We start from the raw sequence: 5,711 nt of genomic DNA, 5'->3' as shown, positions 1-5,711 counted from the left end.
GTCAGCGTGAGGTCGTTACGCCCGATGGTGGGCCAGGTGGCCGGGTCGTCGTCACACGCCACCTTCAGGTTGTCCTCGCCCCCGGGACTCCACGGACCCTGGAACGCGGCGAAGGAATTCACCTTGGGCGCACGGTTGTAGGTGACTTCCAGGTGCGGGTTGTTGTGGAACTTCTTCCAGCTGCTGACCTTGTTCTCGTAGTCCGAGCGAGAACGCAGACCGAAGGTCAGATTGGCATCGCCACGGTCGGCGGCACGCTGCACCAGGCGCTTCAAGGCGGCATTCGAGAAATCCTGCCCCTCGCCTCCCTTGCACTGGCTGCCATCGCCGGTCCAGCCGTGCGCGAAGGACTTGGTCTCCAGCGTCTCGTTCCAGCTGGGCTGGTTGTTCCAGGTGGTCGACTCGGAGATGGGGCCGGTCCAGCCGAACTCGACCGGGGTGGGCGCGCACGACCAGGAATAGGAGTTCAGGAGGTTGAACGTGGCGCTTATGATCCTTGCGCCGCCCAGCCCATCCGTGTCCATCCGGAAGTACGAGCGCGCCGTACCGTTCGTCCAATTCTCATGGCCGATACGGGCCAGCTTGTCGCTGAAACCGCCGCCGTTCCAGAACGACGTTCCGGTGAGCGAACCGCCCTTGTTGTAGGCGATGGTCCAGGCGTTGCGCCCGCCACCGGAGAAGATGGGATCGATGGTGACCGGGAAGACCGTGTCCGGGGCCTTCAGGAAGTCGGCGTCCGGCGAAATCCGCAGGGTGTTGTCGACGACCTTGGTGGGCATCTCCACCACCTTGGACGGCGGCCCGTCCTGCGCGCCAGTCGTCGTCGGCCCGGCAGCGGCCGCCGCCACCGCGGAACGCTTGCCCCGGAACCCGGCCTGCGTCGCCCGCCCGGTCGCGGTGTTTTCCGCTACCTCATGGGACTCGTGGGAAGAGTCCCACATGACCGGAGTCGGAGCGGTGAACAGCTCATTGCCCTCCGAATCGGTGACCTTCAGCTTGCCCGCACCGTCCGCCTTGAGAACGGTGCCCTGGCTCCGCAGCCCGTACGTCAGCTCGGCCAGACCCGGCTGGGCAGCCGCCTCCCTCGTCTTGACCACGAGATGCTGCGCGAAACCGTCGACGTCCGCCTGAATGCGCAAATCGACGCCGGGCAGTACGTCCGGGTAAGTCGCCGTGTCCCCGGACAGCAGCGGCTCGGGAAGCGCCTTGGGCCAGGTAATGGAGAGTGACTTGCCCGCCTTCTCCATCGTGGCGAGCGGCGCGTCTCCGCCACCGGAGAATGACAGCCCGAATGTGGCAGCGGCCGGACCGACACGTCCGTCCGCGCGCTTGCGCATCGTGGCGTCGGCCTCCTTCCAGTCGCCGTCAACCTTCGCGAAAGCCGGCCGTACGTACTGCCGCCACGTAAAGGTGCCGTCCGGATTGGCCAGCACCTGCGTCGTCTCGTCGCGCTTGCTCAACACCTCGACCGGCTTACCGGACTCGGCGGCCTCCCGAACGGCGCGGCCCTCCGGGGTGTCGTCCTGAACGGCGGAGGGGTCGGCAGCCGGCGAGGCAAGGGCCGGGGAAACCCCCGCCGCCGACGCGCCGACGGCGAGCACGGTGGCAAGGGCTATGAGCGACGTACGACGTCTATACCGGCGCTTGGTAGCCGGTTCATAGAGGTGGTGCACAGGTGGTGCTCTTTTCTCTTTCTGTTGCGGAGACAAATAGGCGCCGCCCGGTGGCCTGGACCGACCACCGGGCGGCGCTGCGCTCAATGGCTTACTTCTGGACTTCCTCCGCTCGGTTCGTAGTCCGGTCCCTAGGCAGAAGGACGACCGCGAAGGTCACATTGGTGACCACATGGACGAGCATGGCCTGCGAGCCGACGAACATAGCCGTCAACATGGGCGGTCCACAGAGAAGGAACGCGGCGAGCCCCCGAAGGGACGCCGTTTCCATCTTCTTCCTCATCGACAGCAGGATGAACAAGACCGGAAGGACCAACACCAGGGTCAGAACGATCATGAACCAGGTCCGGGTGGCCGTGCCGACCACTGAGTCGAAGTAGGAAGGTTCTGCATAGCCACCGTCTGTGTTAGGCGTGGGCAGCAGTAGGGAGACCACGGGTGGCACTACAAGAGCGGCCAGGAGATAGCCCCCTACGCTCTTGAGCAACCACCAGAACCCCGCGGCAAACCGAGAGCCAAGGCGTTGTGTGTCCGTCATGAGCACCCCGAGGTACAGGTTCCGTCTTTCCACGTTCGATTGACATGGTCGGTGCCAGGTGCGGCGCTCATGCCCTCCTCGTCGGAGAGTATCTTCCGTCCGCCGAAGAACCTGACCTTCTGCATGTCGTCACGAGCAATAACCCGTGGTGTCGCGTTGCGACGGTACTGAACGACTTCCATGTCCGGATAGGCGTCTCCTGCCCGCCCGACGCTAACTGAAGAGCCATTGGCGGCGATGGACAGGGTGTCATCGACGGCGAAGAGTCGCATAAGGCTGTTGACCCCATGCAATTCGGCGCTGAAACCATCAGGCCCTTGAGACGTCACGTTCAGGTCGTTGCGCCAGTGAAGGAAGGTGTCATCCTTGCCTTCGTTGATGTGGAGGGACTTGGCAGGAAGCATCTCACCATGCGGGTTGAATTGTACTTCAGGGCGTTCCACCACGCCTACCGAGCGACCAACAACCTCGTCGTGGGGCGCGAGGTGTGAGGGCGCGACCTTGAAGGTGACGTCGCCTGACGCAGTGTCCCAGAACAAGACCATGCGGTACGCCGCAGCCGGGTCCGTGGACCATGTGCGGTCGTCTCCGAGGAGAAAATCGACCGCGGCTTTCTCCTGGTGGATGAAGAAGCGCATCATGATGATGCCCCGATCCTCACCCTTACCAATGTTGAACGACTTGAACTGAGTGCCCTTCGGGCCTCTGCTCCACATGGACCGCTTGGCCGCGCCATGCGTGTAGCGGCTCTTGGAGATCATGACGTTCAGGTTTGCACTGTAAATGGCATCCTCGGCGGCAGCCTGTTCCATCTGGCGCATGGCCTGTTGTTCAATCGTTGCAGCGATCATTTCCCCGATGTCGATAAAGGGGAACTTTCCGCTCGGGTCACTGTTGCCCACCGGATTGTTGTTCGCATAAGAGTATGCGTTGATCTGCTGCGGGCTGTTGACACCGAGCACCGGGTCCACGGAGGCGAACTTGCCGTTCTCCGCGTCGTACTCTCGCGCACCGACATGGGTCAGTCCGGTCGATGCGTCCTTGGTGCCGCCGACGAAACCGTGCTCACTCGGCCAGGCGTCCTTGCCGGGCTGCGGACCGCGTTCCGTACCGAACGGGCCGCTGCCACGCCGGGTGTAGCGCATCGTCTCGGCATCGACCGAGAGTTCCGCCGTACCGTGGTGGTCGCTGAGGACGAAGGACAGGGTGCCGTCCGACGAAGCGATGACGGTGCTTCCCTTCGTGGCGTAGAAGCGCTTTCCGGTGACCTTTCCGGTCTTGGTGTCGAGCTTCAGTTCCTGGCTGTCCAGGTAGAGGGTTATTGCCTCCGGGTCCCGGCGCAGCAGGCGTTTGCCGTCTGCGTCGTAGAGGAAGGTGGACATCTTTCCGTCGATGGTTGAGGAGGCCATGCGGCCCTCGGCGTCCCAGGTGAGTTTCTGGTCGCCCTCCGCGGTGACGCGGCGGGTGGTGTTGCCGGCCTTGTCGTACTCGAAGGAGTCCTTACGTGCGCCGGGGCCGGTGAGGGCGACTTCGGACATCGCGTGCGGCCGGTCTTGGCCGGTCTTGGGATAGGTGTAGCCGCGTCGGGTGTCCTTGGCGGTGTCACCGGCGGGGTCGTGCCGGGTTTCGGTGGTGCGGTTGCCGATCGCGTCGTAGGTGTAGGAGTGCCAGTACGGGTCCACGCCGCCGACTTTCGGTGCGGTGCCGTCGGACGGCTGGGCGGCGCAGTTGTCCGCGGCTGTCCAGGCGTTGGTCAGGCGCTGGGCGAAGTCGTAGGTGTAGCACTGGGTGTCGGTCGACTTCTTGTCGTCGCGGTCGTTGCGGATGCGGGTGATGTTGCCCGCGGGGTCGTAGGTGTAGGTCTTGTGGTCGAGGGTCTGCGGGCCGTTGGCCTCCCGGTCGTTGGTCACCGTGCCGAGGCGGCGGGTCGCGGGCTCGTAGACGTAGGTCTGTACGGCGCGGTGGCCGACGTCGCCCAGCACGGTCTGGAGCAGTTCGCCGGTGGGCGAGTACTGGTTTCCGGTGGAGTAGACCCTGCCGTTGCCGCTCAGCGACGTGGGCAGGCCGAATTCCGTGTAGCCGTGCCGGACGGTCTCGGCCGCCAGGCCGCCGCCGGCCGGGTAGCTGGTGGTGGCCGCCAGCCCGGTGTTGGGGGTGTAGCTGCTGGAGAAGGTGTAGCTGCCGGCCAGCTTGCCTTCCGCGTCGGGGACGGTGACCGTGGAGCCGGTCGCCCGGCCTGCGGCGTCATAGCCCGTGACGGCGACGGAGTAGGCGTTGCCCTTCTCGTACCGTACGGACGAGCCAAGCAGGCCCTTGCCGCCGTCGAGGGTGTCGTAGTTCCACTCGGCGAGCTTGTCGCCCTTGTCGCTGTCCCTGCGGACGCTGGTCCTGCGGCCGAGTTCGTCGTAGGTGGTGGCGAGGGTGTGGCCCAGTGCGTCCTTCGTGGTGGCCACCTGGCCGTCGGGCGTGTAGGTGGTGGTGACGGTTCCCTTGTCCGGGTCGGTCGACTTGGTCCGGTGGCCGCGCAGGTCGTACTCGGCCGTCCAGGTGTTGCCCGCGGCATCCACCAGCTTCACCATCCGGTCTGCGGAGTCGTAGGTGTACTTCAGCGACTCGTACGTGTCGGCAGCGGCGCCGAACTCGGGCTTGCCGTTCTTGTACTGCCGCACCTCCACCGGCTTGTCGTGCGCGTTGGAAACGACGAGCGTCGCGGTGCCGCCCTTGGGCGGTATGGACGCGGTCCAGTTGCCTCCGTAGGCGGTCGTGCTCCGCCATTTCTCGACGTTGAGTGACTTAAAGACGGAAGCGGTGGTCCGTCCCTGGCCGTCGTACTCGGTCACCGTCTGCTGCGGGACCTTGTTGTCCGCCACCGACAGGACGACTGGTGCGGTGGCCCCTTCGTTGTAGTACTCGGCGTTGGTCTTGTACTGCCTTCCGTGGCTGTCGTAGAAGGTGTCGCTAACGATCCGGCCCTTGCCGCCGTGGGCGTCCATCTGCTTCTGGCGCGCACGCAGCAGACCGTCGTAGAGCGTGACCGCGGTCCGGTACTTGCCGTTCTCCAACAGTGTCTTGGAGGTCACCACGGTCGGACCGTCACGCCGGACGTTGTAAGAGAACTGCACATCGGCCGGTGCGGAAGTGGCCCTGCCGGGCTTCCACGCGGAGGTGAGCCTGCCCAGCGCGTCGTACTGCTGCGAGGTGCTGCGCCCGTTGGCGTCGGTGGCCTTGGTGGTCAGTCCGCGCAGTCCGTCCATCTCGGCGGTCCGCACGAAGCCCTTTGGGTCGGTGGTGGTCACCTTCGTCGGCTGGGCGCCGCTGGACGGCGCGTAGTCGGTCCTCGTCTTGCTGCCGGTCGCGTCGGTCTGTTCCACCGTGCGGCCCACGGCGTCGTACGCGATGCGGGATGTGGTCACGAAGACGGGCTTGCCGCCGTCGAAGCGGTCCAGCTCGTCGACCTTGGTCGGGTTGCCCCCGCCGGGTGCCGGTGCCTGGCCGTGCGG

General features: G+C 65.3%; 3 protein-coding genes. All 3 read right to left on the bottom strand.

Features of this window, described 5'->3' with window-relative positions; translation table 11 throughout:
* Nucleotides 1-1,601 (bottom strand): DNRLRE domain-containing protein (locus ACH4K4_RS38595; RefSeq protein WP_398175037.1); only part of this gene is annotated, 1,601 nt, incomplete at its 3' end.
* Nucleotides 1,602-1,764: 163 nt separating this feature from the next.
* Nucleotides 1,765-2,211, bottom strand: coding sequence for a hypothetical protein (locus ACH4K4_RS38590; RefSeq protein ID WP_398175033.1), 447 nt, complete (start codon nt 2,209-2,211; stop codon nt 1,765-1,767).
* On the bottom strand, nt 2,208-5,711 hold a 3,504-nt coding region (locus ACH4K4_RS38585; RefSeq protein ID WP_398175030.1), incomplete at its 5' end, for an RHS repeat domain-containing protein. The genes ACH4K4_RS38585 and ACH4K4_RS38590, both read right to left, overlap by 4 nt.

The organism is Streptomyces sp. NPDC017529, from assembly GCF_044329785.1.
In the GTDB taxonomy this organism is placed as follows: Bacteria; Actinomycetota; Actinomycetes; order Streptomycetales; family Streptomycetaceae; genus Streptomyces.
The sequence above is the reverse complement of the archived record's forward strand: the minus strand, read 5'-3'. Positions and strand labels throughout refer to the sequence as shown.

Coding starts and splice junctions, on each gene's coding strand:
- ACH4K4_RS38590 (WP_398175033.1), bottom strand. CDS start 2,211: ATGACGGACACACAACGCCTTGGCTCTCGGTTTGCCGCGGGGTTCTGG.